We start from the raw sequence: 24,122 nt of genomic DNA, 5'->3' as shown, positions 1-24,122 counted from the left end.
CGGTCGAGGAAGCGTTACCGCCCCCGCACTTTTGCGAGGCAAGAGTGGGTGGAAAATACCCACCGCGGTGCAAAACCGATCGGCTGAAAGGCCCGGGCTAGAGCCTCCCGGCCGAACAATCAATTCTGTTGATTATTACCATTGTGTTTATGAACTTTTATATCGACTTATCGAGAGTAGCATTGCCCTCGTACCCACTTTATCGCCCTCCCAAGGAGCAACCCATCATGAAACGCCAATTACTCTTCAGCCTTACCCTGTCCATGCTGGCCAGCACCGCTTTCGCCCTGCCGGCCGCCGACCAAGCCACTCCGCAAGCCAAGGCCAGCCATTCGGTGTTCAGCCAGACCGTGGCCGCCGACGGCTCCGACCGCACCCCGCAAGGCCAGACCCTGGCAGAAAACGGCCGTAACCGCCTGGAAGAGAAAGGCCTGGTGCAAGACGGCTACGACAAGACCCCTCAAGGCCAGTTCGTCGCAGAAGGCGGCCGCGACCGTCTGGAAGAGAAAGGCCTGGTTCAGGACGGCTCCGACCGTACCCCACAAGGTCAAACCCTGGCAGCCGACGGTTCCGACCGCACTCCACAAGGCCAGACCCTGGCAGCTGACGGTTCCGACCGCACCCCACAAGGCCAGACCCTCGCAGCTGACGGCTCCGACCGCACTCCACAAGGCCAGACCCTGGCGGCTGACGGTTCCGACCGCACCCCACAAGGCCAGACCCTCGCCGAAGGCGGTGGTGACCGTGTGATCGAACGCAACGCCGCGCTGAGCTGAGCCCATGACGGCCCGGAAAAAAAGCCCGATCAACCGATCGGGCTTTTGACTTTTCGGCCCCAGGCACCCAAGTCCCTGCCCCTTCCTGCGCAACATCCCCGCCATCGTTCGACGCCGGCAAAGCCGATTTGCTAGAGTGCGGCGCTTGTCCTGCCCAGAACCCACCTTTGATGCTGCCCCGCGCCGAACAGAAACAACAGACCCGCAACGCCCTGATGGACGCTGCCCGCCACCTGATGGAAAGCGGCCGAGGATTCGGCAGCCTGAGCCTGCGCGAAGTCACGAAAACCGCCGGGATCGTGCCCACCGGTTTCTACCGGCATTTCGCCGACATGGACGAACTGGGCCTGGAACTGGTGCGCGAAGTCGGCCAGACCTTCCGTGAGACCATCCGCCTGGTGCGCCACAACGAATTCGTCATGGGCGGCATCATCGATGCGTCGGTGCGCATCTTCCTCGACGTGGTCAGCGCCAACCGTTCGCAGTTCCTGTTCCTGGCCCGCGAGCAGTACGGCGGATCGCTGCCGGTGCGTCAGGCCATCGGCCGCCTGCGCGAAGGCATCAGCTCGGACCTGGCGGCGGACCTTTCGCTGATGCCCAAGCTCCAGCACCTCAACGCCGCGGCGCTGAGCGTGATGGCCGACCTGATCGTCAAATCGGTGTTCGCCACCCTCCCGGACATCATCGACCCGCCGGCCGACGCCTTGCCGGAACACCTGACGCCGCAGGCGAAGATCACCCAGCAGCTGCGCTTCATCTTCATCGGCCTCAAGCACTGGCAAGGCCTGGGCAGCACCGAATAATCCCCGCCGCTCCGCCCTTCTGCTCTGGGAGCCAACCTGCTGGCAATGGCGCCCGCCATGACGCCGTAGCCCGGATCAATACAGTTGCCTCCAAAAACGCGGCATCACGGCCTTCATTTGGTGCATGTAAAAAACTTCACGCACCAAAACGCCTCACATTTCTGCAACATCTTGAAACATCCACTACGCTCCGACAGGGTTTTCCTACGCCTCGGCCGATTGGCAAGCCCCTTGCTCTAGCCTGAGCATTGTCCACTGCCGGAAGCGCTCCAATGCTGGTGATCCATCGCCGAATCGCCCCTCAGCCCGCCTGGGCCGCCGAGCTGCACCTGACCTTCGAGGCCCGCAGCAAGAGCCGCCTGCGCTGTTTCAGTGCCGACGGCGAGGACGTCGGGCTGTTCCTGGAGCGCGGCCAGCCGCCGCTGCACGACGGCGAATGCCTGGAGGCCCAGGACGGCAGGATCGTGCGGGTCTGCGCCCGCCCCGAACAACTGCTGCACGTCACCTGCGCCAGCGCCTTCGAACTGACCCGCGCGGCCTATCACCTGGGCAACCGTCATGTCGCCCTGCAAGTAGGCGACGGCTGGCTGCGCCTGCTCGACGACTACGTGCTCAAGGCCATGCTCGAACAGCTCGGCGCACAGGTCCAGGCCATCGAAGCGCCATTCCAGCCGGAGCACGGCGCCTACGGCGGCGGCCATCACCATTCGCACCACGGTGACGCGGACTTCAACTACGCGCCGAAACTCCACCAGTTCGGCGTGCGCCTGTGAACTCGGCCTGGGCGCTGCTGCGCCTGGCCAGCCCGCAGTTGCCGATCGGCGGCTACAGCTATTCCCAAGGGCTGGAAATGGCGGTGGACAACGGCCGTGTCGACAGCCCCGACAGCGCCCGGCGCTGGATCGGCGACCAACTGCTGCTGAACCTCGCCCGGTTCGAGGCGCCGCTGCTGCTCGCCCACTGCGAGGCCGCCGCCGACGAACGCTGGGACGACCTGCTGCACCTTGGCGACGCCCACCGCGCCAGCCGCGAGACTCGCGAGCTGCACCTGGAGAGCCGGCAGATGGGCTATTCGCTGCAGCAATTGCTCAGCGGCCTGCCGGAGCTGGATGCCCCGGCCCGGATCGTGCTCGAGCGCTGCGCCGAACCGCACCTGGCCCTGGGCTGGGCCTTGGCCGCCCGCGCCTGGCGGATCAGCCCCCAGGACGCACTCGCCGCGTGGCTGTGGGCCTGGCTGGAAAACCAGCTGGCGGTATTGATGAAAACCCTGCCGCTGGGCCAGCAAGCCGCCCAGCGCCTGACCAGCGAACTGCTGCCGCTGCTGCAACAGGCCCAGCAGGACGCCACCCGCATCGACCCCGAACGCCTCGGCAGCGCCGCGTTCGGCCTGTCCCTGGCGTGCATGGCCCATGAGCGCCAGTACAGCCGTCTGTTCCGTTCCTAGGGCCTTTCAATTTGGAGAACCGCATGAACACACAACCTTTGCGCGTCGGCATCGGCGGCCCGGTCGGCTCCGGCAAGACCGCCCTGACCCTGGCCCTGTGCCTGGCCCTGCGCGAGCGCTACAACCTGGCCGTGGTCACCAACGACATCTATACCCGCGAAGACGCCGATTTCCTGGTGCGCAACCAGGCGCTGGCACCGGAACGCATCATCGGCGTGGAGACCGGCGGCTGCCCGCACACGGCGATCCGCGAGGACGCCTCGATCAACCTCGAAGCGGTGGATCAGCTGAACCGGCGCTTTCCGGGGCTGGACCTGATCCTGGTGGAATCCGGCGGCGACAACCTGTCCGCCACGTTCAGCCCGGAGCTGTCGGACCTGACTATTTACGTGATCGACGTCTCGGCCGGCGACAAGCTGCCGCGCAAGGGCGGCCCCGGGATCTGCAAGTCCGACCTGCTGGTGATCAACAAGATCGACCTGGCGCCGCTGGTCGGCGCTTCGCTGGAGATGATGAACAGCGACACCCAGCGGATGCGCAACGGCAAGCCGTTCGTGTTCAGCAACCAGAAGACCGGCCAGGGCCTTGAGGAGATCATCGCCTTCATCGAACGCCAAGGGCTGCTGACGGCGGCCTGATTCATTCAACGACAAGGAAGCTTATCCATGACGCTCAAACGCATTTTCGCTGCCGCAGCCCTGCTGCTCGCCCCGGCCCTGGCCTTCGCCCATCCGGGCCACGGCGACAGCGGCCTGGTGGCCGGCATCAGTCACCCGATCGGGGGCCTCGACCATTTGCTCGCGATGCTGGCCGTCGGCCTGTGGGCCGCCCAGCAACGGGGCGCGGCCCGCTGGGCACTGCCGTGCACCTTCGTCGGCACCATGCTGATCGGCGGTCTGCTCGGCTTCGAAGGCCTGGAACTGCCGGCGCTGGAAAGCGGCATCGCCGCCTCGGTGCTGGCGCTCGGCCTGGCCGTGGCGCTGGCGGTGCGTCCGCCGCTGGTGATGGCGGTGGCGGCGACGGCGCTGTTCGCCCTGTTCCATGGCGTGGCCCATGGGCTGGAACTGCCGGACATGTCGAGCCCATGGGCGTATGCCGCCGGCTTCGTCGTGGCGACGGCGGCGCTGCATGCGGCGGGCTATGGCGTGGTGCGCGCGCTGCCTCAGGCCGCGGCGCCGCTGGTGCGGCTGGCGGGTGCGGCGTCGGCGGCGACCGGGGCGTGGCTGTTGGCGGGTTGATCCTAGCGGCCGGATCGGGCCTCATCGCCAGCAGGGCTGGCTCCCACAGGTTTCGGGCTTGCGCTGAACCCATGCGGGAGCCAGCCCTGCTGGCGAAGGCGGCCTGACAGACACCGCGCAACTCAGGCCGAGCTCTCTGCTACCATGTCGCGCAATCGCCCCAGCCGTGACGACGTCCGCCCATGCCGCAAGCTTCCCGTTCCGCCTCCCTGCCTGAATTGACCGCCCTGTTCGGTCAGGTGCAACAGCACTTTCTCGACGTGATCGTGCCGCTCTGGCAAGGCCCTGGCTGGAACGCCGACCTGGCGCTGCCCTTCGAGGCGCTGGACGCCGCGCACAACCCAATGCCGCCGCAGCGCTACCGGGCGATGGCCTGCGCACGGCAGCTGTACCTGTTCGCCGGCCTGATCGGCCAGGTCGAGGGCGCCGAAGCCCGTGCAGCGGCGCTGTTCCGCTCGCTGCAGCGGCACTTCCACGACGCCGAGCACGGCGGCTGGTTCTACAGCATCGACCCGCAGGGCAAACCGCTGGATCGGCGCAAGGACCTCTACACCCACGCGTTCATCCTGTTCGCCTGCGCCCATTACTGGGACAAGGTGCGCGAACCGCTGGTGGAATCGACCCTCGACGCCGCCCTGGAAATCATCGCCCGGCGCTTCGCCACCGGTGACGGCCTCTACGAAGCCTGCCTCGAACCGGACTGGATCACCCTGGAGACCGGCCCGCTGCAGAACCCGCTGATGCACCTGGCCGAAGCGTTCCTCGCCACCTTGGCCGTGCGTGAAGACGCCGCCGTGCGGCAGGCGCTGACCGAGTTGTGCACAGCCATGCACGCGCGCTTCATCGACCCGCAGCAGAGTGTGCTGCTGGAGAAGCCGCTGGGCGCTGTGGATAACTGGTATGAGCCGGGGCATCAGTTCGAGTGGTATTTCCTGCTCGCCTCTTCGCCGCTGCTGCGTGGCTCGAAGCTGCATGGCGCGCTGGAACAGTCGTTCGCGTTCACCGAACGGCACGGCGTGGAACCCGCCACCGGCGCTGTGCTGGCGATGCTGGATCCGCTGCCGGAACGTCCCGCGAAGGACTCGACCCAGCGCATCTGGGCCCAGGCCGAATACCTGCGGGCGCTGACCTTGCGGGCGGACGGCGAAGCGGCGGTGCTGCGCCAGTTGCAGGCATTGCAGCAACGCTTCCTGCATGAGGGCGGCTGGCACGAGTGCCGCGACGCCGACAGCGACGTCAGCCGCAAGGACATGCCGTCCACCACGCCGTATCACCTGGCGACCTGCTACCGCGGGCTGGCCGACTATCTGCGCTGACGTTCAGTCCTCTATCGCAAGCAGGCTCGTTCCCACACCGGATCTTCGCGACACCGAAGACCTCATGTGGGAGCGAGCCTGCTCGCGAAGAACGATGACGCGGTCTTAAGCCTTGTTGCGCTCGATGGCGAACCCGGCCCAGCTCTGGCTCACCGGCATCAGCTCCAGACGGTTGATGTTGATGTGCGCCGGCGCGTTGAGCACCCAGAAGATGGTCTCGGCGATGTCCTGCGGCTGGATCGGCTCGGCGCCGGCGTAGGTGGCGTCGTAGCGCGCCTGGTCACCGGCGAAGCGCACCAGCGAGAACTCGCTTTCGCACAGGCCCGGCTCGATGTTGCTCACGCGCACGCCGGTGCCTTGCAGGTCGCAGCGCAGGTTCAGGGAAAACTGCTTCACGAACGCCTTGGTCGCGCCGTACACATGGCTGCCCGGGTACGGGTAGTTGCCGGCGATGGAGCCGAGGTTGACGATGCCCGCGCCGCGGCCGTGGGCGATCAGGCGCGGCAGCAGCAGCCGGGTGCTGTACATCAGGCCTTTGACGTTGGTGTCGACCATGGTGTCCCAGTCGTCGAGGTCGCACTTGGGTGCCGGATCCACGCCCAGCGCCAGCCCGGCGTTGTTGATCAGGCCGCGCAGAGTGGCGAAGGACGGCGGCAGGTTGGCGATCGCCTCTTCCATGGCCTTGCGGTCGCGCACGTCCAGCACCAGGCCGTGCACTTCGGTCTGTTTCGACAACTCTGCGCACAGGGCCTTGAGGCGTTCTTCACGACGGCCGGTCAGCACCAGTTTCCAGCCGGCCTCGGCAAAACGTCGGGCGCAGGCTTCGCCGAAACCGGAGGTCGCGCCGGTGATAAACAGGGTGTTGGACATCGTGTTCTCCTTGCTTCGGCCGCCGTGGGCGGCCCTTGGAATGGACAATCAGCGGGCAGCATGCCCGGCCTTTACCCTGTGGGCAACCTCCACTCCCTGTACAAAAAACGCTCAATCGCCTGAACACCCCAGCCGTCGTGGCCTGTAGCCGGATGCCCGCACGTTATCCACAATCCCTTCCACAGTTTCCGGGGGCAACTGATCCGGCGCAAAGCCACGCCGCACAAGGCTTTGCGGGCCAAATGCAAAGTTTTTCCCTTGACCCTGGACAAGCACTTGTGCCGCATCGGGCATCCTGCACGACCGCCCGGTCACCACCATGATTGCGCGAGGCCAGTAACCACGGCCCTCTGCGGCGTCTTTCCAGAGATTGCCCACAGAGTTATCCACAGGCTTGCGCACACCCCGACGGGCCCTTTGCCGGGCTGACAAAAAGGTTGACAAACGGGTCATCGCCCCAGCAAAAAATCGCTGATCAAAAAACACCCATCGAGCTGCAAGCCACGGTTTAAAAGGCTTTCAGCCAGCTACTCCCACGTTATGCACAGCCGGTTCCACAGCCGGTGGGGACAAGTCAAAACTGTGCAAAAACAGCCGTTTGCAGCGTCTTTATGTCGCGCTTCGGGAGGTTGGGATTTTGGTTTTCCACAATTGAGGCGTCATCGAAAGTCAACTGCGGGAGCGAACCTGCTCGCGTCAGCGACCTGCGAGGTTGAATGTGCCGCCGCCATCGCGAGCAGGCTCGCTCCCACAGGGTTCAAGGCACCGTCCGGGCATGAAAAAGCCCCGGGGCTTGCGACCCGGGGCTCTGTCTTGCTGTGGAAAACTCAGTGCCCGCCCAGGTAGGCGTTGCGCACCTCCTCGTTCACCAGCAGTTCCTGGCCGGTGCCGCTGAGGCGGATCTCGCCGTTGACCATCACGTACGCCCGGTCGGACAGCTTCAACGCGTGGTTGGCGTTCTGCTCGACCAGGAAGATGGTCATGCCGGTCTTCGCCAGTTCGCGCAGGGTGGCGAAGATCTGCTTCACCACGATCGGCGCCAGGCCCAGGCTCGGCTCGTCGAGCAGCAACAGCTTGGGCCGGCTCATCAGCGCGCGGGCGATGGCGAGCATCTGCTGCTCGCCGCCGGACATGGTCATGGCCCGCTGGCTGCGCCGCTCCTCGAGCCGCGGGAACAGCTCGAACATGCGCTGCATGTCTTCCTTGGCATGCTTGTCGCCGATCGGGATGGTGCCCATCAGCAGGTTTTCCTCGACGGTCATGTCGGGGAACACCCGCCGCCCTTCCGGCGACTGCGCGATGCCGTTGGAGGCGATGTAGTGGGACGACTTGTGGGTGATGTCCACGCCCTGGTAGAGGATCTGCCCGGACTCCGCCCGGGGCTGGCCGAAGATCGACATCAGCAGGGTGGACTTGCCGGCACCGTTGGAGCCGATCAGGCTGACCGTCTCCCCTTCGTTGATGTGCAGCGAAACGCCCTTGAGGGCCTGGATCGGCCCGTAGTACACGTTCAGGTCCTTGAGTTCGAGGATCGGTCGGCTCATACCACTTCCTCTTCGTCGGCGCCCAGGTAGGCGGCAATCACTTTCGGATCGTGACGGATGTCTTCAGGGCCGCCCTCGGCGATCACCACGCCGTGGTCCAGCACCACAATGTGGTCGGAAATGCTCATCACCATGCCCATGTCGTGTTCGATCAGCACCACGGTCAGATCGTGCTCGTCGCGCAGCAGCCGGATCATCGCGCTCAGCGCTTCGGTTTCCTGAGGGTTGAGGCCGGCGGCCGGTTCGTCGAGGCAGATGATCTGCGGCCGCGTGCACATGGCCCGGGCGATCTCCAGGCGGCGCTGCTGGCCGTAGGACAGCTCGCCGGCCAGGCGGTTGGCGCAGTCCACCAGATCCACCACTTCGAGCCAGTAGAACGCGCAGTCCAGCGCGTCGCTCTCGGCCTTGCGGTAGCCCTTGGTGTTGAGGATGCCGGACAGCATGTTGCGGTTGACCCACATGTGCTGGGCCACCAGCAGGTTCTCCAGCACCGACATCTCCTTGAACAGGCGGATGTTCTGGAAGGTGCGGGCCAGGCCTGCGCGGTTCACCAGGTGGGTGCCGCCGAACATCTTGTAGTACAGGCGGCTGGCGAAGGTCTTCGGCGAGACGAAGTCGGTCGGCTTGAACGACTCGCCCAGCAATTGGATGACGTTGGTCTGCCGCCCGCGCACGTTGAGTTCGATCTTGCCGCCGGAGGCCTTGTAGAACCCGGTCAGGCAGTTGAACACGGTGGTCTTGCCGGCGCCGTTGGGGCCGATCAGGGCGAAGATCGAATTGCGCTTGACCTTCAGGCTGACGTCGTTCAGCGCCTTGATGCCGCCGAAATGCATCATCAGTTTCTCGACAGAGAGCACGACTTCACTCATGGCGCAGCCCTCTCATAGTGAATGGCACCTTTGCGTGGGGTGACGCCGGTGCGGCTGATGCGGATCAGCCCCCGCGGTCGCCAGATCATCATCAACACCATCAGGATGCCGAACAGCAGCACGCGGTATTCGGCGAAGCTGCGCAGCAGTTCCGGGGCGACGGTGAGCACGAACGCGGCGATCACCACGCCGATGGTCGAACCCATGCCGCCCAGCACCACGATGGCGAGGATCAGCGCCGACTCGAAGAAAGTGAACGAGGTCGGGTTGACGAAGCCCTGGTACGTGGCGAAGAACACCCCGGCCAGGCCGGCGGTGGAGGCGCCGATGGTGAACGCCGAGAGCTTGACCAGCACGTGGTTCAGGCCCATCGAGCGGCAGGCGATCTCGTCCTCGCGCAGAGCTTCCCAGGCGCGGCCCACCGGCATCTTGACCAGCCGGTGCTTGATGTACAGCACGGCCAGCACCACCAGGAACAGCACGGCGTAGATGAAGTAGTACTTGATGTCCGGGTTGTAGGCGATGCCGAAGAACTCGTGGAACGGCACTCCGCCGTCCTTCGCCCGCTTGCCGAACTCCAGGCCGAAGAAGGTCGGCAGCGGCGCCGGCATGCCGTTCGGGCCGCCGGTCAGGGACAGCCAGTTGTTGAGGATCAGGCGGATGATCTCACCGAAGCCCAGCGTCACGATCGCCAGGTAGTCGCCGTGCAGGCGCAGCACCGGGAAACCGAGGATGCACCCGGCGAGGCCGGCGGTGATCGCCGCCAGCGGCAGCACGGTCCAGAAGCCCAGCCCCAGGTACTGGTAGCCGAGCGCCAGGCCGTAGGCGCCGATGGCGTAGAACGCCACGTAACCCAGGTCGAGCAAGCCGGCCAGGCCCACCACGATGTTCAGCCCCAGCCCCAGCAGCACGTAGATCAGGCCGAGGATGACCACGCCCAGCAGGTAGGAGTTGGAGAAGAACGGCAGCGCCACGGCGACGACGATCATCAGCGGGATGATCCAGCGCAGCCGCGACTTGTAGTCCGGCGGCAGCACGTGCACGCCGGAGCCGGTGCTCTCGAAGCCGTCGAGGATGCGCAGGCCCCTGGGCGTCTGCAGGAACAGGCTCAGGGCGAAGCGCCCGGCCATGACGATGGCGATGATCCACGCCACGCGGGTGGGTTCCAGGTTGAAGCTGTAGCCGTCGAGCACGACGCCGACGATCGGGCCGAACACGATCAGGGCGATCAGGCCGGCCAGGATGGCCTCGACCACACTCTTTTTCACATCAATGGATTTGGCAGTGGTTGAAGACATCGCTTACACCTTCGACACAAGAGGACGGCCCAGCAGGCCCTGAGGCCGGAAGACCAGGACAAGCACGAGCAGCGAGAAGCTGAACACGTCCTTGTAGTCGGAGTTGACCAGGCCCGAGAACAGCGACTCGGAAATGCCCAGGATGATCCCGCCGAGCATCGCGCCAGGCAGCGAACCGATCCCGCCGAGCACGGCGGCGGTGAACGCCTTGATGCCGATGACGAAGCCTGCGTAGAAGTCGAAGGTGCCGTAGTTCATGGTGATCAGCACGCCGGCCAGGGCCGCCATCGCCGCACCGATGATGAACACGTAGGAAATCACCCGGTCGGTGTTGATCCCCAGGATCGAGGCCATCTTGCGGTCTTGCTGGGTGGCGCGGCACATGCGGCCGAGCTTGGTGTACTTGATCACGTAGGTCAGCAGGCCCATGCCGATGAACGCCGCCACCAGGATGAAGACCTTGGTGTAGGTGAGCTGGACGAAGCCGGTGCCGACGTCGATCCGCCAAGCGCCGGTGAGCAGCGTGGGCACGCCTTGCTGGCGGGCGCCCTGGCTGATCTGGGCGTAGTTCTGCAGGATCAGGGAAATGCCGATGGCGCTGATCAGGGGCGCCAGCCGTGTGGAGTTGCGCAGGGGCTTGTAGGCGATGCGTTCGATGACCCAGCCGTACACCCCGGTGACCACGATGGTGAAGACCAGGGTGCCGAGCATCAGCAGCGGGAAGGATTCGATACCGAAGTAAGCCAGCAGTGCCAGACTGATCGCCGCGAGGTAAGCGGAGATCATGTAAACCTCGCCGTGGGCGAAGTTGATCATGCCGATGATGCCGTAGACCATTGTGTAGCCGATGGCGATCAGGCCGTAGACCGACCCGAGGGTCAGGCCGTTGACCAGTTGCTGCAGGAAAATACCATCCATAACGCAATCTCACGCAGTGAGAACCTGCACGCCCGAGGGCGCGCGGCTCTTCTAGGAAAAATACAGATTTACGTCGGAGCAGGGTCAGCCGCGACCGGTCAGCCCCCGCGCCCCCTGTGGGAGCTGGCCTGCCAGCGATGACGGCCTCACATTCGGCACCGTTGGCGCCTGTCGGTCCGTCATCGCGAGCAGGCTCGCTCCCACACGGGATCTGCGCGGATCAGCCGGTCGGGCCGACGCTTATTTCTGTTTTTCCAGCTGGTGGTATTTGCCGGTCGCGTCCCACTGGTAGACCACGTAGTCGGACACTTTCAGGTCGCCCTTCTTGTCCCAGGCCTTCTCGCCCATGACGGTCTTCACCGGGTTGGCCTTCAGCCACTCGGCGGCCTTCTCGCCGCTGTTGGACTTGGCGCCGTTGAACGCGGCGGCCAGGGTCTGGACCGAGGCGTAGGCGTACAGGGTGTAGCCCTCAGGCTCGGTGCCGGCCTTGCGGAAGGCGTCCACGACGGTCTTGCTGTCCGGCAGCAGGCGCGGGTCGGCGCCGAAGGTCATCAGCACGCCGTCGACGTACTGCGGGCCGCCGGCGGTGGTCACCAGTTCGTCGGTCACGATGCCGTCGTCGGACATGAACTTCACGTCCTTCAGGCCTTCGGTGCGCAGTTGCTTGACCAGAGGGCCGGCTTCCGGATGCAGGCCGCCGAAGTAGACCACGTCGGCACCGGCCGCGCGGATCTTGGTGACTACGGCGCTGAAGTCTTTTTCGCCGCGGGTCAGGCCTTCGTACAGCACCGGCTTCACGCCGCGTTTCTCCAGCTGGGCCTTGGTGGCGTCGGCGAGGCCTTGGCCGTAGGTGTCCTTGTCGTGCAGCACGACGACCTTCTTGCCCTTGAGCACGTCGACGATGTAGTCGCCGGCCACGATGCCTTGCTGGTCGTCACGGCCGCACATGCGGAACATGGCGCTCAGGCCGCGCTCGGTGACCTGCGGGTTGGTGGAGCCTGGAGTGATCGCGATGATGCCGGCTTCGTCGTAAATCTCCGAAGCGGGGATGGTGGAGGAGGAGCAGAAGTGACCGACCACGCCGGCGACCTTCTGGTTGGTGAGGTCCTTGGCGACCGTCACGGCCTGCTTCGGCTCGCACGCGTCATCGCCCTTGACCAGCACGATCTTCTCCCCGTTGACGCCGCCCGCCGCGTTGATCGCGTCCGCCGCCGCCTGTGCCCCCTTCATGTACTGCTCGCCGAATGCCGCGTTGGCGCCGGTCATCGGGCCCGCCACACCGATCTTCACATCAGCTTGTGCAAACGCAGAGACACCCAGCGCAGCAGCCACTGCGAGGGCCAGGAAGCCTTTCTTGTAAAACGTCTGGGACATGAGGTGGTGCTCCAAGGTTTTTTTTAGTTGGCACTGCGACTTCACTTCACGAAATGCTCAGAGCAAGGGCCGTGCCATCGGTTTTTTATTCTTCAAAAAGTCGCTGCTTTCTTGTTATTTCGACTGTTTCGTTCCCATTTTCATTGGGCGTGCAACCGTCTAAACCGCGGAAGGTGAAACCAAGGTTTTTTTGAGGCGCAACCTTCGCGCGCCATCATTGCAACCGCGGCGCCAAACGACGTGCAACCCACCTGTAACAGCCCGCGTCACCGAACTGCACACTGCTGGTGCGGGACTGCTACGGCCCGCACCATTACAGGCTAGTCGCTGCGCCGGAAAGCGCCGCGTGGAGCAACAAATTTCAACACTCAGATGACGATGCGCAGGCACTGGCCCGCGTGATACAGCGAGAACCCGGCCTCGTACAGGCAACTGCGCAGGCCCACGCCCGCCAGAGGCTGCATCGGTGCGAAGGGGATCGGCAGGGCCTGAGGATTTCCGTTACACAGATAGTCGGCGAAGGCCTTGCCGACCACCGTGCCGGTGGTGACGCCGCGGCCGTTGTAACCGGTGACGGCCACGATGCCGGGCGCCGGCTCGAACAGGCGCATCAGGTGATCGGGGGTGAAGGCGATGCGCCCGGTCCAGGTGCATTCCCATTCCACCGGTTTGAGGTTGGGGAAGTAGTGCCGCTGCACCCGGTCGGCCCAGGCCTTGAGGAACCACGCCGGCTTCTGGTTGCCGTTGCCCAGGCTGCCGAGCAGCAGCCGGCCGTCCTTGTCGCGGCGGATGCTGCTCAGCACCTGGCGGGTGTCCCACGAGCCCTGCCCGCCCGGCAGGATTTCCTGGGCGGCGTCCTCGGTCAGCGGCACCGAAGCGACCTGATAGTAGTAGCCGGGGAAGAAATTGCGCTTGAGCTCAGTCCAGTCGCCTTCGGTGTAGGCGTTGGAGGCGATCACCACCTGCTCGGCCAGCACCGAGCCTTGCTCGGTCTGCACCGACCATTTCGCCCCTTGCCGTTCCAGCCGGACGACCGGCGAATGGTCGAACACCTGCCCTCCGAGGCCCGCAACCGCCTTGGCCAGCCCCGTGACATAGCCCATCGGATTGAGCGTGCCGGCGCGGCGGTCGAGCAACGCGGCGGCGATCTTGCGGGTGCCGGTGGCCCGTTCGCAGGCCTGGCCGGTGAGCAGTTCCACCGGCGCGCCCCGGCGCTTCCATTGTTCCTCGCGGCTGCGCAGGTCCGCCTCGCCCCGGGCGTTGTGCGCCATGTGCAGGGTGCCTTCGCGGCGCAGCTGGCAATCGATGGCGTATTTGTCCACCAGGCTGAACACCAGCGCCGGCGCCGCCCCCAACATGCGGTTGAGCTGGCTGCCCACCGCTTCGCCGAAGCCGGCCTCGATCTCGTCCGGCGGGATCCACATGCCGGCGTTGACCAGCCCGACGTTGCGCCCCGAGCCGCCATGGCCGGCGCGGTGGGCTTCGAGCACGCAGACGCGCTTGCCCTTCTCCAGCAGGTGCAGGGCCGCCGACAACCCGGTGAACCCGGCGCCGACCACGCACACATCGACCTTGACCTCACCCTTGAGCGCCGCGTTGTCGGGCCTTTGCGGCGTGAGGGTTTCCCACAGACATTCTTCGCGTAACGGCATTGCCAGACTCCAACAGAAACCCAACAAACACACTGTCCAGAATGTGGGAGCCAACCTGCCGGCGAAAGCGGCACATCAGCCAACATTGATGTCGACTGACCCGCCGCCGTCGCCGGCAGGCCGGCTCCCACAGGGGATCGTCATCTCACCGACGGTTCAGTCGAAGGTGATGCCCTGGGCCAGCGGCAGCTCCAGCGAATAGTTCACGGTGTTGGTCTGGCGGCGCATGTAGGCGCGCCAGGCATCGGAACCCGACTCGCGGCCGCCGCCGGTCTCCTTCTCGCCGCCGAACGCGCCGCCGATCTCCGCGCCGCTCGGGCCGATGTTGACGTTGGCGATGCCGCAGTCGCTGCCCACCGCCGACATGAACTTCTCGGCCTCACGCACATCGGTGGTGAAGATGCACGACGACAGGCCTTGCGGCACGGCGTTGTTCAGGCGCAGGGCCTCTTCGAAATCCGTGTAGCCGACCACGTACAGGATCGGCGCGAAGGTCTCGCTGCACACCACGTCGCTCTGCTCCGGCATTTCGACGATGGCCGGCGACACGTAGTAGGCGTTGGGGAACTGCTCCTGCAACTGGCGCTGACCGCCGAACACCCGGCCGCCCTCGCTCAAGGCCTGCTCCAGCGCATCCTGCATGTTGTCGAAGCTGTGCTTGTCGATCAGCGGGCCGATCAGGTTGCCTTCCAGCGGATGGCCGATGCGCACCTTCGAATACGCGGCCTTCAGGCGGGTGACGATTTCCTCTTTCACCGATTCGTGGGCGATCAGCCGGCGCAGGGTGGTGCAGCGCTGGCCGGCGGTGCCGACGGCGCTGAACAGGATGGCGCGCACGGCCATGTCCAGGTCGGCGCTCGGGCCGAGGATCATCGCGTTGTTGCCGCCCAGTTCGAGAATGCTGCGGGCGAACCGCGCCGCGACCTTCGGCGCCACTTCACGGCCCATGCGGGTGCTGCCGGTGGCGCTGATCAGCGCCACGCGCGGGTCGTCCACCAGCGCTTCGCCGGCGTCGCGGCCGCCGATCACCACCTGGCTCAGGTGCGCCGGGGCGTCGCTGAAGTTCTTCGCCACCCGCTCGAACAGCGCCTGGCAGGCCAGCGCGGTGAGCGGGGTCTTCTCCGACGGCTTCCACACCACCGGGTTGCCGCAGACCAGCGCCAGCGTGGTGTTCCACGCCCACACCGCGACCGGGAAGTTGAAGGCGCTGATCACCCCGACCACGCCCAGCGGATGCCAGGTCTCGCGCATGTGGTGGCCCGGACGCTCGGACGCGATGGTCAGGCCGTACAGCTGGCGCGACAGGCCGACGGCGAAGTCGCAGATGTCGATCATCTCCTGCACTTCGCCCAGGCCTTCCTGGGTGATCTTGCCGGCTTCCCACGACACCAGCTCGCCGAGGTCGGCCTTGTGCGTGCGCAGCACTTCGCCGAACTGGCGCACCAGCTCGCCGCGGCGCGGGGCCGGCACCTGGCGCCACAGCGCGAACGCATGATCGGCGCGACTGATGTGCTGCTCGACTTCGGCCGGGCCTTCCCAGTTCACGGCGGCGATGCGGCTGCCGTCGATGGGCGAATGCACCGGCACTCTGCCGTTCTGGTACAGGGCCGGGTTCACACCAAGACGATCAAGCAATGCGGCAACCATGGGTCACTCCTCAAGCGGAAACTGAATGTGGGCGGCCGCGCTGAAGCGGCCGTGCAGGCCTTTAGTTGTAGCCTCAGGGCGGCTGTGCAACAAACGACCTTTACGCGAGATATCATTCCGTTTATTCATGCTGCGTCATGCCAGCCAGAGAATGCCGGCCAGAACACAAGAAAAAGGATTGCCCATGCTCAACAAACGCCACCTGCCGTCGATCACCGCACTGCAGTGCTTCGAGGCCGTGACCCGGCACCTGAGCTTCACCCGGGCCGCCGAGGAACTGAACCTGACCCAGAGCGCCGTCAGCAAGCAGGTGGCGCAACTGGAGGAATTGCTGCAGCACCTGCTGTTCCGCCGGGTGCGCCGGCGCCTGCAGATGACCCCGGCCGGCGACCTGTACCTGGTGGAGGTGCGCAAGATCCTCACCCAGGTGGAGATGTCCACCCACTACCTGCGTTCCTACGGCGGCGAGACCGAAGTCCTGCGGGTGTCCACCCCCTCGACCTTCGGCGCCCGCTGGCTGGTGCCGCGCCTCAAGGGCTGGCGGCTGCGCCATCCGTCGATCCACCTGGACCTGTGCAACGAGCACGAGGCCGACGACTTGCTGCAAGGGCGCAGCGACCTGGCGTTCTACTTCGGCCAGGGCTCGCGGCCCGGCACCGAGTGCCTGAAGCTGTTCGGCGAAGAACTGGTGCCAGTGTGCGCGCCGGGCAGCCTGCCGGACACGCCGTTCACCGACCCCACGCAACTGACGGACCTGGTGCTGCTGCAGAACGCCTCGCGCCCCCAGGCCTGGCACGACTGGTTCGACAGCCAGGGCCGCCAGACCGAACACAGCTACCACGGCCCGCGCTTCGAAACCTTCTATATGTGCATCCGCGCCGCCCAGGTCGGCTGCGGCGTGGCGCTGCTGCCGAGGTTCCTGGTGGAGGAAGAGCTGGCCGACGGCAAGCTGGTCATCCCGTGGCCCCACGCGATGCCCAGCACCGACGCCTACTACCTGGCCTACCCGGAGCACGCGGCGGAAGTGCCCAAGGTGCGGGATTTCGTGAAATGGATGCTGGAACAGGTCGACAGCCCGGATCCGCTTGCGCCTTGACCCGCCGCGGCAACGTGCCTCGCCCGGCAAATTTTGCTGGCGTTTCCTGCCGCCGATGTGCGCCACTAGCGCCATCGATTGATGCCGTGCCACCGCACGGCCCGCCCGGAGACCGTTTATGAGCGAGAGTGTGTTTGCCGATCGCATCGTGCAGAACCTGCTCGACACCGACTTCTACAAGCTGACGATGATGCAGGCGGTGCTGCATAACTACCCCAACGTCGAAGTCGAATGGGAGTTCCGCTGCCGCAACGCCGAGGACCTGCGCCCGTACCTGGCGGAGATCCGCTTCCAGATCGAGCGCCTGGCCGAGCTGAGCCTGAGCGCCGACCAGTTGAGCTTCCTGGAGCGCATTTCCTTTCTCAAGCCGGACTTCCTGCGCTTTCTCGGCCTGTTCCGCTTCAACCTGCGCTACCTGCACACCGGCATCGAAAACGGCGAGCTGTTCATCCGCCTGCGCGGGCCGTGGCTGCACGTGATCCTGTTCGAGGTGCCGCTGCTGGCGATCGTCAGCGAAGTGCGCAACCGCTACCGTTACCGCGACATCACCCTGGAGCTGGCACGCGAGCAGCTGTACCGCAAGTTCGACTGGCTCAACGCCAATGCCTCGACCGAGGAGCTTTCGCAGTTGCAGGTGGCCGACTTCGGCACACGCCGCCGGTTCTCGTACCGCGTGCAGGAAGAAGTGGTGAACGTGCTCAAGCACGACTTCCCCGGCCGCTTCGTCGGCACCAGCAACGTGAACCTGTCCCGGGAACTGGACATGAAGCCGCTGGGCACCATGGCCCACGAATGGATCATGGCCCACCAGCAACTCGGCCCGCGGCTGATCGACAGCCAGAGCGCCGCCCTCGACTGCTGGGTGCGCGAATACCGGGGCCTGCTGGGGATCGCCCTGACCGACTGCATCACCACCGACGCGTTCCTCGGCGATTTCGACCTGTACTTCGCCAAGCTCTTCGACGGCCTGCGCCATGACTCCGGGGATCCGGTGCTGTGGGGCGAAAAATGCATCGCCCACTACCACCGGCTCGGCATCGACCCGATGAGCAAGACCCTGGTCTTCTCCGACAGCCTGACCTTGCCCAAGTCGCTGGAGATCTTCCGGGCGCTGCACGGGCGGATCAACGTGAGCTTCGGCATCGGCACCAACCTGACCTGCGACATTCCAGGTGTCGAACCGATGAGCATCGTGCTTAAAATGACCGCCTGCAACGGCCAACCGGTGGCGAAGATCTCCGACGAGCCGGGCAAGACCCACTGCAAAGACCCGAATTTCGTCGCCTACCTGCGACACGTTTTCCAGGTTCCTGCCGTTTCCAGCCTATCTAGCAAGGAGTGAATTCATGCAAGCCGTACAGCGTGAGATTGCTGAACAGCTCAAGGTCCAGCCGCCGTTCGCGGACCACAAGGCCCTCGAGGCGGAAGTCGCGCGCCGCGTCGCCTTCATCCAGGACTGCCTGGTCAACGCCGGCCTCAAGACCCTGGTGCTGGGCATCAGCGGCGGCGTCGATTCCCTGACCGCCGGCCTGCTGGCCCAGCGCGCCATGCGTGAGCTGCGCGAGCGCAGCGGCGACGACGGCTACAGGTTCATCGCCGTGCGCCTGCCCTACGACGTGCAGTTCGACGAGCACGACGCCCAGGCCTCGGTGGACTTCATCGACCCCGACGAGCGCCACACGGTCAACATCGGTCCTGCGGTGAAATCCCTGGCCGGTGAAGTGGCGGCGTTCGAAGGCAAGCAAGCGGTGCAGAAAGACTTCGTGCTCGGCAACACCAAGGCGCGCATGCGCATGGTGGCCCAGTACACCATCGCCGGCGCCGCCCATGGCCTGGTGATCGGCACCGACCACGCGGCGGAGGCGGTGATGGGCTTTTTCACCAAGTTCGGCGACGGCGCCTGCGACCTGGCGCCGCTCAGCGGGCTGGTGAAGAACCAGGTGCGGGCGATCGCCCGCAGCTTCGGCGCGCCGGAACCGCTGGTGGAAAAGATCCCGACCGCCGACCTGGAAGACCTGGCGCCGGGCAAGCCGGACGAAGCGTCCCACGGCGTGACCTACGTCGAGATCGACGCCTTCCTGCACGGCGAGCCGGTGCGCCAGGAAGCGTTCGACATCATCGTCAACACCTACAAAAAGACCCACCACAAACGGGTGATGCCGTTTGCCCCGTGAGTGACGAACGATCCGGCTGACTTCATCGCGAGCAGGCTCGCGCCCCCAAGGACAACGCCAGCCTGTGGGAGCGAGCCCGCTCGCGATGAACGATGACGCGGTCAACGGTCGGACACATGAAAAAGCCCGCCGGGGAGTCGATCCCCGGCGGGCTTTCTTTTGGCCTGAACGTCGGTCGCTGCCGACGATCCCTAGGCCGTCACTTGACGGTGACGGTGCCCTTCATCATCGAGATGTGGCCCGGGAACGAGCAGAAGAAGCCATAGGCTTCACCGGCGGTCAGCTTGGACACGTCGATGGTCAGCGAATCCTTCTCGCCGGCGCCGATGATCTTGGTGTGGGCGATGACGCGGGCGTCGCCCTCTTTCAGGTAGTTCTTGTCGATGCCGGCGGCCAGGCCGTCGGTGGCGATCGGCTGCATGTCGGCTTCTTTGCTGATCACCAGGTTATGGCCCATCACGTTCTTCGGCAGGCTGCCGGAGTGGGTCAGTTCGACGGTGAAGGTCTTGCAGCTCTTGTCGATTTCAATGGCCTTGGTGTTGAAGGACATCTGGTCGGTGGAATCTACGGTGGTTTTGCACTCTGCAGCCATCAGTTGGCCGCTGGCCAGGGCCAGCAGGGATACCGCAACAACTTTGGAAAACATGGTGAATCTCCAAGGCAGGGTTAACAGAAACAAGAGTGGTTGGAAGACTGCCTGAAATCTTCGCAAGTTCCTATGACCTGAGTCAAAGATTGTATACAACTTTCAGGCTATGACACTCATCGAAACAATCTACCGGCCAGAACCACGGCCCGGGCCTATGATCGGCCCATCCCACTGAAACGGAGTGCCGATCATGTTCTTTAACGGTTTGCTGCGCAGCCTGCTTGCCGCCTACGCCTGCGGTGCCAGCGGTACCTGTGAGACGCCGGAACGCGAAGTCTAGTCCTTGGACTGCGGCCTCGCTGCCGCTACCCTGTGCGACTGATCGACACAGGAGCAAGGCATGTCTCTCACTTCCGTTTGTGTATTTTGCGGCGCCAACGCCGGCACCGACCCGGCGTACACCGAAGCCGCCGTCGCCCTCGGCCGGGCATTGGCCGAGCGCAAGTTGACCCTGGTCTACGGCGGCGGCGCCGTCGGGCTGATGGGCATCGTCGCCGATGCCGCACTGGCGGCCGGCGGTGAAGTGGTCGGGATCATCCCGCAGGCCCTGATGGACAAGGAAATCGGCCACAAGGGGCTCACCCGCCTGGAAGTGGTCGACGGCATGCACGCCCGCAAGGCGCGGATGGCCGAGCTCAGCGACGCGTTCATCGCCCTGCCCGGCGGCCTCGGCACCCTGGAAGAACTGTTCGAGGTCTGGACCTGGGGCCAGCTCGGCTACCACGGCAAGCCGCTGGGCCTGATGGAAGTGAACGGTTTCTACAGCAAGCTCACCGCGTTCCTCGATCACCTCGTCGGCGAAGGCTTCGTCCGCGCGCCGCACCGGGACATGCTGCAGGTCAGCGATTCGCCGCAGGCACTGCTCGACGCCCTCGACCGCTGGCAGCCGACCGTCGCCCCCAAGTGGGTGGACCAGAAGCCGAAGTGAGGCTTCACGCCAGGAGTCGCTCCCCCATGGCCATGCAAGGCGCCGACCCTGTGGGAGCCAGCCTGCTGGCGATAGCGCCAGTGAGGGCGCCGCAAACTGCGGCTCCCGCACTGGACAGGTGAACCCCACCGCATCGCGGTCAATCCAGCGGCATCACCGTGACCCGCACCTCCGGGTCATGGCTGCCCCCGCCCAGAATCACCCCGCGCAACGGCGACACATCGGAGAAGTCCCGACCCCAGGCCAGGGTGATGTGCTCCAGCGCCGGCTGCACATTGTTCGTCGGGTCGAAGTCCACCCAGCCCAGCACCGGGCAAAACACCGACACCCAGGCGTGGGACGCGTCGGCGCCGATCAGCCGGGGCTGGCCCGGCGGCGGCCGGGTCAGCAGGTAGCCGCTGACGTAACGCGCCGCCAACCCCCGGGAGCGCAGGCAGGCCAGCATCAGGTGGGCGAAGTCCTGACAGACCCCGCGCCGCCGCTCCAGCACTTCCACCAGCGGCGTCGCGACCTGGGTCGCTTCGGCATCGAAGGTGAACTCGCTGAAGATTTTCTGCATCAAGGCCTGCACCGCCCAGAGCATGGCCCGCCCCGGCGTGAAGCAGCTGTCGGAGAACTCGACGAAGCGGCGCTTGAGGTGCACATAGGGCGATTCGAACCGATAGCGGCAGGCTTCCAGCACGTGGGGCAAGAGCGGCCGGCCGCTGTAGGCCAGCGCGGCGCACGTCGCCTCCCAGGCCGGGGACAAGGCAAAGTCCATTGCCGGTCGCGCCAGTACCTCGACCATCAGCCGCGCACTGACCTGCAACTCGTCATGGGGCCGCTCGAACGCCAGGCGCGTCAGCGGGTTGCCGAACACGTCCAGCTCGTCCCGGCGGGCGGTCGGCTCCGGACTGATCAGCAGACGCTGCTCGGTGCAGCGCTGCCAGGCACACTCGCGGGGCCACAGATGGGCCAACTGCTGCGCCAGCGAAACCGGGCTGTCGTAGCGGTAGCAGGTGTCGTGGAGGACTTGGTAGCGGGCATTCATCAGACGGACACCGTGCGCTGGCTGACATCGTCGACATGGGCGAAATGGCGCAGGGCCAGGCGATCGGACACCTGCGCGCTGACATCGGCGATCTCTTGCAGCAGGTCGGCCAGCCCGTCGAGCGCGGCGCGCACGCTGGCCTCGCCGAACAGCGGGTTCTCCAGGCAGCCGAGGTCGATGCGCGCCAGACGCTCGGCCAATGGCGCCAACCCGGCTTCCCTCGGTGCGCCGAAATCATCGTTCAGCCGCTTGACGGTGCGGGCCACCAGCTTCAGCTGGAACAGCACCGCGTGGGGGTTCTGTTCGTCGAGCAGCAACAGGTCGAGCACCGGGATCAACTGCGCCACCGCCAGGTAGCGTGAACGGTAGGTGATGCTGCTGTTGCCCAGCTCCAGCAACCACTCAAGCCCCGCCTGGTCAAACGCGCCGGCGCCCCGCAGGAACGCCGCCAGGCTGGCGCTGAGGAACTGCAATCGCTCGATCCGCCGCCCGATCATCAGGAAGCGCCAGCCCTCGTCGCGGGTCATGTCGTCCAGGGCGAATCCGGACAGCGCCGCCAGCGAGGTCACCAGCCGGTTGAGGAAATCCAGCAGCTCGCCGAAGTCCGGCTCGTCGCCGTCCAGTTCGGCGGCCTCGCGCTGCAGCTCCACCAGCGCCTGCCAGTTTTCCCGCGACAGCTTGCCGCGCACCTGGGACGCCGCCCATTGCAGGCGCTGCAGGTTGGCGCGCAGGCTGAACGACCAGTCTTCGCCGAGCAGCGCCGCCAGCAGGCGCTGCGGCAGTTCGCCTTCGTCCGGCAGCAGCATCAGCCGTTCGCCGAGATCCACGGCGGCCTGCAAGGCCTGCGGATCGTCGCCGTCGATGTAGCGCGCCAGCACGATCCGCAGCAACCGCGCACTGTCGTCGCAGCGCTCGCAATAGCGGCCGAACCAGAACAGGTTCTCCACCACCCGCGACGGCAGGTAAGGGTCGCGCCGCACCAGGTCGTGCACGCCGATGCTGCGTTGGGCCTTCCACTGTTCGCCGCTCGGCGGCCGGTCGCCCAGCACCCAGGTGTCCTTGCTGGCGCCGCCGCGCTGCATCGACACCACTTCGGCGTCGGCCTCGGCGGCCACCCGGGTCAGCCCGCCCGGCAACACCCGGTAGCCCTCGCGGCTCGCCACCGCGTACAGGCGCATGCCGATGGCCCGCGCCTGCAACTGGCCGTCCTCGGCCTGCCAGACCGGCGCCTGGGACAGCTGCGCCAACTCTTGCGCGACATAGGCATAAGGCCGCGCCTGCATGCGCTCGGCGAGGGCCTGGCGCTGTTTTTCACTCAAATCGCGGCCGAACACGGGCGTGAAGCTCTGTGAAGGAAAGGCCGGCTTGATCAGCAGCTCCGGCAGTTTTTCCAGGGCCTGGGCCAGCACCGGCGCCTCACCGCACCACCAGGTGGCGATGGACGGCAGAATCAGTTCTTCGCCGAACAGGTGCTGGCTGATCTTCGGCAGGAACCCCAGCAACCCCGGCGACTCCAGCACGCCGCTGCCCAGCGCGTTGGCCACCAGCACCCGCCCGCGGCGCACCGCCTCCAGCAGGCCGGGCACGCCGAGGGCCGAGTCGGTGCGCAGCTCCAGCGGGTCGCAGAAATCATCGTCGAGCCGGCGCATGATCGCGTGCACCCGACGCAGGCCGCTGAGGGTCTTGAGGTACACCGTGGCGTCGCGCACGGTGAGGTCGCCGCCCTCCACCAGCGGATAGCCGAGCTGCCGCGCCAGGTACAGGTGTTCGAAATAGCTTTCGTTGAACCGCCCCGGCGTCAGCAGCACCACCAGCGGCGTCTCGCTGTCGCCCGGCGCCTGGCGCACGAGGGTTTCCTGGAGCGTGCGGAAGAAGCCCGCCAGGTGCTGCACCCGCAGGTCCCGGTACAGCTCGGGGAAGGCACGGGACACGATGGTGCGGTTCTCCAGCGCATACCCAGCCCCGGACGGCGCCTGGGTGCGGTCCGCCGTGACCCACCAGCGGCCGTCCGGCGTGCGCGCCAGATCCGCCGCGTACAGATGCAGGAACGCCCCGTCCGGCGGCGAAATGCCCTGACAGGGCCAGAGGAAGTTGTTGTGGCCGAACACCAGCTCCGCCGGCAGCAGCCCTTCGCGGATCAGCCGCTGCGGGCCGTACAGGTCCGCCAGCACCGCATTGAGCAGCCGCGCCCGCTGGGCGATCCCGGCCGACAGCCGCTGCCACTCGTCGGCGGCGATCACATGGGGCAGCAGGTCCAGCTCCCACGGGCGGTCGGCGCCCTTGGGGTCGGCATAGACGTTGTAGGTGACGCCGTTCTCCTGGATCTGCCGCGCCAGCAGCGCCTGACGCTGCGCCAGTTGATGCGGCGTGCTGCGCTGCAACTGGTCGAACAGCCGGCGCCAGTGCGGACGCACCGCGCCGCTGCCGTCGAGCAGTTCGTGGTAGGTGCCCGCCGTCAGCGGGTAGCGGTCAAGCAGGTCTGGCATGGAGAGCTCG

Annotated in this window: 22 protein-coding genes; 11 read left to right on the top strand and 11 right to left on the bottom strand. The window is 65.8% G+C overall.

Annotation, left to right across the window (positions count from 1 at the left end):
* The first annotated feature begins 227 nt into the window (after window positions 1-227).
* The 7 genes from CAG33_RS22810 to CAG33_RS22780 all read left to right on the top strand — a co-directional run bounded on the left by CAG33_RS22810 (window position 228) and on the right by CAG33_RS22780 (window position 5,577).
* The gene (locus CAG33_RS22810) at window positions 228-776 is read left to right on the top strand and encodes a hypothetical protein (protein ID WP_085582819.1); all 549 of its coding nucleotides are present in this window, start codon (window positions 228-230) and stop codon (window positions 774-776) included.
* Between the two features lie 170 nt (window positions 777-946).
* On the top strand, window positions 947-1,579 hold the full coding sequence (locus CAG33_RS22805; RefSeq protein ID WP_085582970.1) for a TetR family transcriptional regulator: 633 nt from the start codon (window positions 947-949) through the stop codon (window positions 1,577-1,579).
* A 272-nt stretch (window positions 1,580-1,851) separates the two neighbouring features.
* On the top strand, window positions 1,852-2,352 hold the full coding sequence (gene ureE, locus CAG33_RS22800) for an urease accessory protein UreE (protein ID WP_085582821.1): 501 nt from the start codon (window positions 1,852-1,854) through the stop codon (window positions 2,350-2,352).
* Entirely contained in the window at window positions 2,349-3,023 is a 675-nt protein-coding gene (locus CAG33_RS22795) for an urease accessory protein UreF (protein WP_085640614.1), read from the top strand. The genes ureE and CAG33_RS22795 overlap by 4 nt, the downstream gene beginning before the upstream one ends.
* A gap of 23 nt (window positions 3,024-3,046) precedes the next feature.
* On the top strand, window positions 3,047-3,661 hold the full coding sequence (ureG, locus tag CAG33_RS22790; RefSeq protein ID WP_085582826.1) for an urease accessory protein UreG: 615 nt from the start codon (window positions 3,047-3,049) through the stop codon (window positions 3,659-3,661).
* A gap of 27 nt (window positions 3,662-3,688) precedes the next feature.
* Window positions 3,689-4,261: a HupE/UreJ family protein gene (locus tag CAG33_RS22785; RefSeq protein ID WP_085582828.1), complete on the top strand. Its 573-nt coding sequence runs from the start codon at window positions 3,689-3,691 to the stop codon at window positions 4,259-4,261.
* Between the two features lie 182 nt (window positions 4,262-4,443).
* Window positions 4,444-5,577 (top strand): AGE family epimerase/isomerase, encoded by a 1,134-nt coding sequence (locus CAG33_RS22780; RefSeq protein WP_085582830.1) that lies wholly within the window; start codon window positions 4,444-4,446, stop codon window positions 5,575-5,577.
* 105 nt (window positions 5,578-5,682) lie between these two features.
* On the opposite strand, the gene CAG33_RS22775 is transcribed toward CAG33_RS22780, so the two are convergent.
* The 8 genes from CAG33_RS22775 to CAG33_RS22735 all read right to left on the bottom strand — a co-directional run bounded on the left by CAG33_RS22775 (window position 5,683) and on the right by CAG33_RS22735 (window position 15,749).
* Entirely contained in the window at window positions 5,683-6,447 is a 765-nt protein-coding gene (locus CAG33_RS22775) for an SDR family oxidoreductase (RefSeq protein WP_085582832.1), read from the bottom strand.
* A gap of 827 nt (window positions 6,448-7,274) precedes the next feature.
* Complete coding sequence (locus CAG33_RS22765) at window positions 7,275-7,991, bottom strand: ABC transporter ATP-binding protein (protein ID WP_085582834.1); 717 nt, start codon at window positions 7,989-7,991, stop codon at window positions 7,275-7,277.
* Complete coding sequence (locus CAG33_RS22760) at window positions 7,988-8,860, bottom strand: ATP-binding cassette domain-containing protein (RefSeq protein ID WP_085582836.1); 873 nt, start codon at window positions 8,858-8,860, stop codon at window positions 7,988-7,990. The genes CAG33_RS22765 and CAG33_RS22760 overlap by 4 nt, the downstream gene beginning before the upstream one ends.
* Window positions 8,857-10,158 carry a high-affinity branched-chain amino acid ABC transporter permease LivM gene (gene livM, locus CAG33_RS22755; RefSeq protein WP_085582839.1) on the bottom strand — a complete coding sequence of 434 codons (1,302 nt, stop codon included), beginning with the start codon at window positions 10,156-10,158 and terminating at the stop codon, window positions 8,857-8,859. Before livM ends, CAG33_RS22760 begins: the two co-directional genes overlap by 4 nt.
* 3 nt (window positions 10,159-10,161) lie before the next feature.
* Window positions 10,162-11,076 (bottom strand): branched-chain amino acid ABC transporter permease LivH, encoded by a 915-nt coding sequence (locus CAG33_RS22750; protein ID WP_085582841.1) that lies wholly within the window; start codon window positions 11,074-11,076, stop codon window positions 10,162-10,164.
* Between the two features lie 240 nt (window positions 11,077-11,316).
* Window positions 11,317-12,450 carry a branched-chain amino acid ABC transporter substrate-binding protein gene (locus CAG33_RS22745; protein ID WP_085582843.1) on the bottom strand — a complete coding sequence of 378 codons (1,134 nt, stop codon included), beginning with the start codon at window positions 12,448-12,450 and terminating at the stop codon, window positions 11,317-11,319.
* 368 nt (window positions 12,451-12,818) lie between these two features.
* Window positions 12,819-14,102, bottom strand: a complete 1,284-nt coding sequence (locus CAG33_RS22740) for an FAD-binding oxidoreductase (protein WP_085640612.1) — start codon at window positions 14,100-14,102, stop codon at window positions 12,819-12,821.
* Between the two features lie 156 nt (window positions 14,103-14,258).
* Window positions 14,259-15,749, bottom strand: a complete 1,491-nt coding sequence (locus tag CAG33_RS22735) for an aldehyde dehydrogenase family protein (RefSeq protein WP_085640610.1) — start codon at window positions 15,747-15,749, stop codon at window positions 14,259-14,261.
* 184 nt (window positions 15,750-15,933) lie between these two features.
* Here CAG33_RS22735 and CAG33_RS22730 point away from each other — a divergent pair, with 184 nt between their 5' ends.
* The 3 genes from CAG33_RS22730 (at window position 15,934) to nadE (ending at window position 19,019) form a co-directional block, all read left to right on the top strand.
* Window positions 15,934-16,845, top strand: coding sequence for a LysR family transcriptional regulator (locus CAG33_RS22730; RefSeq protein WP_085630934.1), 912 nt, complete (start codon window positions 15,934-15,936; stop codon window positions 16,843-16,845).
* Between the two features lie 118 nt (window positions 16,846-16,963).
* Window positions 16,964-18,187: a nicotinate phosphoribosyltransferase gene (gene pncB, locus CAG33_RS22725; protein ID WP_085582851.1), complete on the top strand. Its 1,224-nt coding sequence runs from the start codon at window positions 16,964-16,966 to the stop codon at window positions 18,185-18,187.
* A gap of 4 nt (window positions 18,188-18,191) precedes the next feature.
* Entirely contained in the window at window positions 18,192-19,019 is an 828-nt protein-coding gene (nadE, locus tag CAG33_RS22720) for an ammonia-dependent NAD(+) synthetase (protein WP_085630936.1), read from the top strand.
* A gap of 199 nt (window positions 19,020-19,218) precedes the next feature.
* Here nadE and azu read toward each other — a convergent pair whose 3' ends face one another.
* Entirely contained in the window at window positions 19,219-19,665 is a 447-nt protein-coding gene (gene azu / locus CAG33_RS22715; RefSeq protein ID WP_085582855.1) for an azurin, read from the bottom strand.
* A gap of 343 nt (window positions 19,666-20,008) precedes the next feature.
* Between azu and CAG33_RS22710 the strand changes: the two genes are divergently transcribed.
* Window positions 20,009-20,596: a TIGR00730 family Rossman fold protein gene (locus CAG33_RS22710; protein WP_085582857.1), complete on the top strand. Its 588-nt coding sequence runs from the start codon at window positions 20,009-20,011 to the stop codon at window positions 20,594-20,596.
* 139 nt (window positions 20,597-20,735) lie between these two features.
* Here the strand turns inward: CAG33_RS22710 and CAG33_RS22705 are convergent, their stop codons facing one another.
* Window positions 20,736-21,626 (bottom strand): transglutaminase family protein, encoded by an 891-nt coding sequence (locus tag CAG33_RS22705; protein ID WP_085630940.1) that lies wholly within the window; start codon window positions 21,624-21,626, stop codon window positions 20,736-20,738.
* Window positions 21,626-24,112: a circularly permuted type 2 ATP-grasp protein gene (locus CAG33_RS22700; RefSeq protein ID WP_085640609.1), complete on the bottom strand. Its 2,487-nt coding sequence runs from the start codon at window positions 24,110-24,112 to the stop codon at window positions 21,626-21,628. Before CAG33_RS22700 ends, CAG33_RS22705 begins: the two co-directional genes overlap by 1 nt.
* Window positions 24,113-24,122: the final 10 nt, after the last annotated feature.

The sequence above is a fragment of the Pseudomonas sp. B3(2017) genome (assembly GCF_002113595.1).
GTDB classification, from domain to species: Bacteria; Pseudomonadota; Gammaproteobacteria; order Pseudomonadales; family Pseudomonadaceae; genus Aquipseudomonas; species Aquipseudomonas ekonensis.
This window is presented reverse-complemented; position numbering and strand designations above follow the sequence as displayed.

Excerpts from the sequence above, each read along its gene's own strand:
- CAG33_RS22705 (WP_085630940.1), bottom strand. The coding sequence starts at position 21,626 with ATGAATGCCCGCTACCAAGTCCTCCACGACACCTGCTACCGCTACGAC.
- CAG33_RS22775 (WP_085582832.1), bottom strand. The coding sequence starts at position 6,447 with ATGTCCAACACCCTGTTTATCACCGGCGCGACCTCCGGTTTCGGCGAA.
- CAG33_RS22710 (WP_085582857.1), top strand. The coding sequence starts at position 20,009 with ATGTCTCTCACTTCCGTTTGTGTATTTTGCGGCGCCAACGCCGGCACC.
- CAG33_RS22780 (WP_085582830.1), top strand. The coding sequence starts at position 4,444 with ATGCCGCAAGCTTCCCGTTCCGCCTCCCTGCCTGAATTGACCGCCCTG.
- CAG33_RS22750 (WP_085582841.1), bottom strand. The coding sequence starts at position 11,076 with ATGGATGGTATTTTCCTGCAGCAACTGGTCAACGGCCTGACCCTCGGG.
- CAG33_RS22805 (WP_085582970.1), top strand. The coding sequence starts at position 947 with ATGCTGCCCCGCGCCGAACAGAAACAACAGACCCGCAACGCCCTGATG.
- CAG33_RS22810 (WP_085582819.1), top strand. The coding sequence starts at position 228 with ATGAAACGCCAATTACTCTTCAGCCTTACCCTGTCCATGCTGGCCAGC.
- CAG33_RS22765 (WP_085582834.1), bottom strand. The coding sequence starts at position 7,991 with ATGAGCCGACCGATCCTCGAACTCAAGGACCTGAACGTGTACTACGGG.
- CAG33_RS22730 (WP_085630934.1), top strand. The coding sequence starts at position 15,934 with ATGCTCAACAAACGCCACCTGCCGTCGATCACCGCACTGCAGTGCTTC.
- ureE (WP_085582821.1), top strand. The coding sequence starts at position 1,852 with ATGCTGGTGATCCATCGCCGAATCGCCCCTCAGCCCGCCTGGGCCGCC.
- CAG33_RS22740 (WP_085640612.1), bottom strand. The coding sequence starts at position 14,102 with ATGCCGTTACGCGAAGAATGTCTGTGGGAAACCCTCACGCCGCAAAGG.
- ureG (WP_085582826.1), top strand. The coding sequence starts at position 3,047 with ATGAACACACAACCTTTGCGCGTCGGCATCGGCGGCCCGGTCGGCTCC.
- azu (WP_085582855.1), bottom strand. The coding sequence starts at position 19,665 with ATGTTTTCCAAAGTTGTTGCGGTATCCCTGCTGGCCCTGGCCAGCGGC.
- CAG33_RS22785 (WP_085582828.1), top strand. The coding sequence starts at position 3,689 with ATGACGCTCAAACGCATTTTCGCTGCCGCAGCCCTGCTGCTCGCCCCG.
- pncB (WP_085582851.1), top strand. The coding sequence starts at position 16,964 with ATGAGCGAGAGTGTGTTTGCCGATCGCATCGTGCAGAACCTGCTCGAC.
- livM (WP_085582839.1), bottom strand. The coding sequence starts at position 10,158 with ATGTCTTCAACCACTGCCAAATCCATTGATGTGAAAAAGAGTGTGGTC.
- CAG33_RS22735 (WP_085640610.1), bottom strand. The coding sequence starts at position 15,749 with ATGGTTGCCGCATTGCTTGATCGTCTTGGTGTGAACCCGGCCCTGTAC.
- CAG33_RS22700 (WP_085640609.1), bottom strand. The coding sequence starts at position 24,112 with ATGCCAGACCTGCTTGACCGCTACCCGCTGACGGCGGGCACCTACCAC.
- nadE (WP_085630936.1), top strand. The coding sequence starts at position 18,192 with ATGCAAGCCGTACAGCGTGAGATTGCTGAACAGCTCAAGGTCCAGCCG.
- CAG33_RS22745 (WP_085582843.1), bottom strand. The coding sequence starts at position 12,450 with ATGTCCCAGACGTTTTACAAGAAAGGCTTCCTGGCCCTCGCAGTGGCT.
- CAG33_RS22760 (WP_085582836.1), bottom strand. The coding sequence starts at position 8,860 with ATGAGTGAAGTCGTGCTCTCTGTCGAGAAACTGATGATGCATTTCGGC.